The organism is Bartonella sp. MR168JLCBS (genome assembly GCF_042194175.1).
Genome location: NZ_JBHIMP010000200.1, coordinates 1 through 936, shown reverse-complemented (window position 1 = coordinate 936; position 936 = coordinate 1). Strand labels below are relative to the sequence as shown.

The window sequence follows — 936 nt, the reverse complement described above, 5'->3', positions numbered from 1 at the left end:
AAACTTTAAATGCCTATCCCGATATTACCCAAGATCTTTATGCTTTATTTCATTTAAAATTTCACCAAAGCCATACAGAAAAAGAGCGGAAGAAAAACCAACAAGTCATTCAACAACGCATTGAAGAAAAATTGCAGAAGGTACCAGGCTTAGATGATGATCTCATTTTACGCCGTTACCTTAATCTTATCAATGCGAGTTTACGAACCAATGCCTTTACCCCTCTCCAAGAGGGTAGTCCACGGCGTATTTTAGCAACCAAATTGGACCCGCGCCAAATTGAAGGTTTGCCAGAACCGCGTCCTTATCGAGAAATTTTTGTTTACGGTCCAGAAGTTGAAGGCGTTCATTTGCGTTTTGGCCCCGTTGCTCGTGGTGGAATTCGTTGGTCTGATCGTGCTTTAGATTATCGCACTGAAGTGCTCGATTTAGTCAAAGCCCAACAAGTTAAAAATGCGGTTATTGTTCCTGTCGGAGCAAAAGGTGGATTTTATCCTCACCGCCTTCCCCAAACCAACGACCGTGCAAAAATAACAGAAGCCGCACGACAAGCTTATATTGACTTTATCACGGCTTTGCTTTCCATCACCGATAATCTGGTTAACGGCAAAAGAAACGCACCTCCAAATGTCATCTGTCATGATGGCAATGATCCTTATTTTGTTGTTGCTGCAGACAAAGGCACAGCAACCTTTTCTGATACAGCCAACGTTATCAGTCAAGCAAACCACTTTTGGCTCGATGATGCTTTTGCCTCTGGAGGATCAGCAGGATATGACCACAAAGCCATTGGGATTACAGCAAAAGGTGCGTGGGAAGCAGTTAAAAGACATTTTCGAGAATCCTTTAATCACAATATTCAAACAACCCCCTTCACCTGTATCGGGGTTGGTGATATGTCCGGTGATGTTTTTGGAAATGGAATGTTGCTTTCCA

Annotated in this window: 1 protein-coding gene; it reads left to right on the top strand. The window is 42.8% G+C overall.

All coding sequences use genetic code 11. The features are described 5' to 3' along the window. Window positions 1-936: NAD-glutamate dehydrogenase domain-containing protein (locus ACFIK8_RS10330; protein WP_375669372.1), on the top strand; the 936-nt coding region annotated here is incomplete at both ends.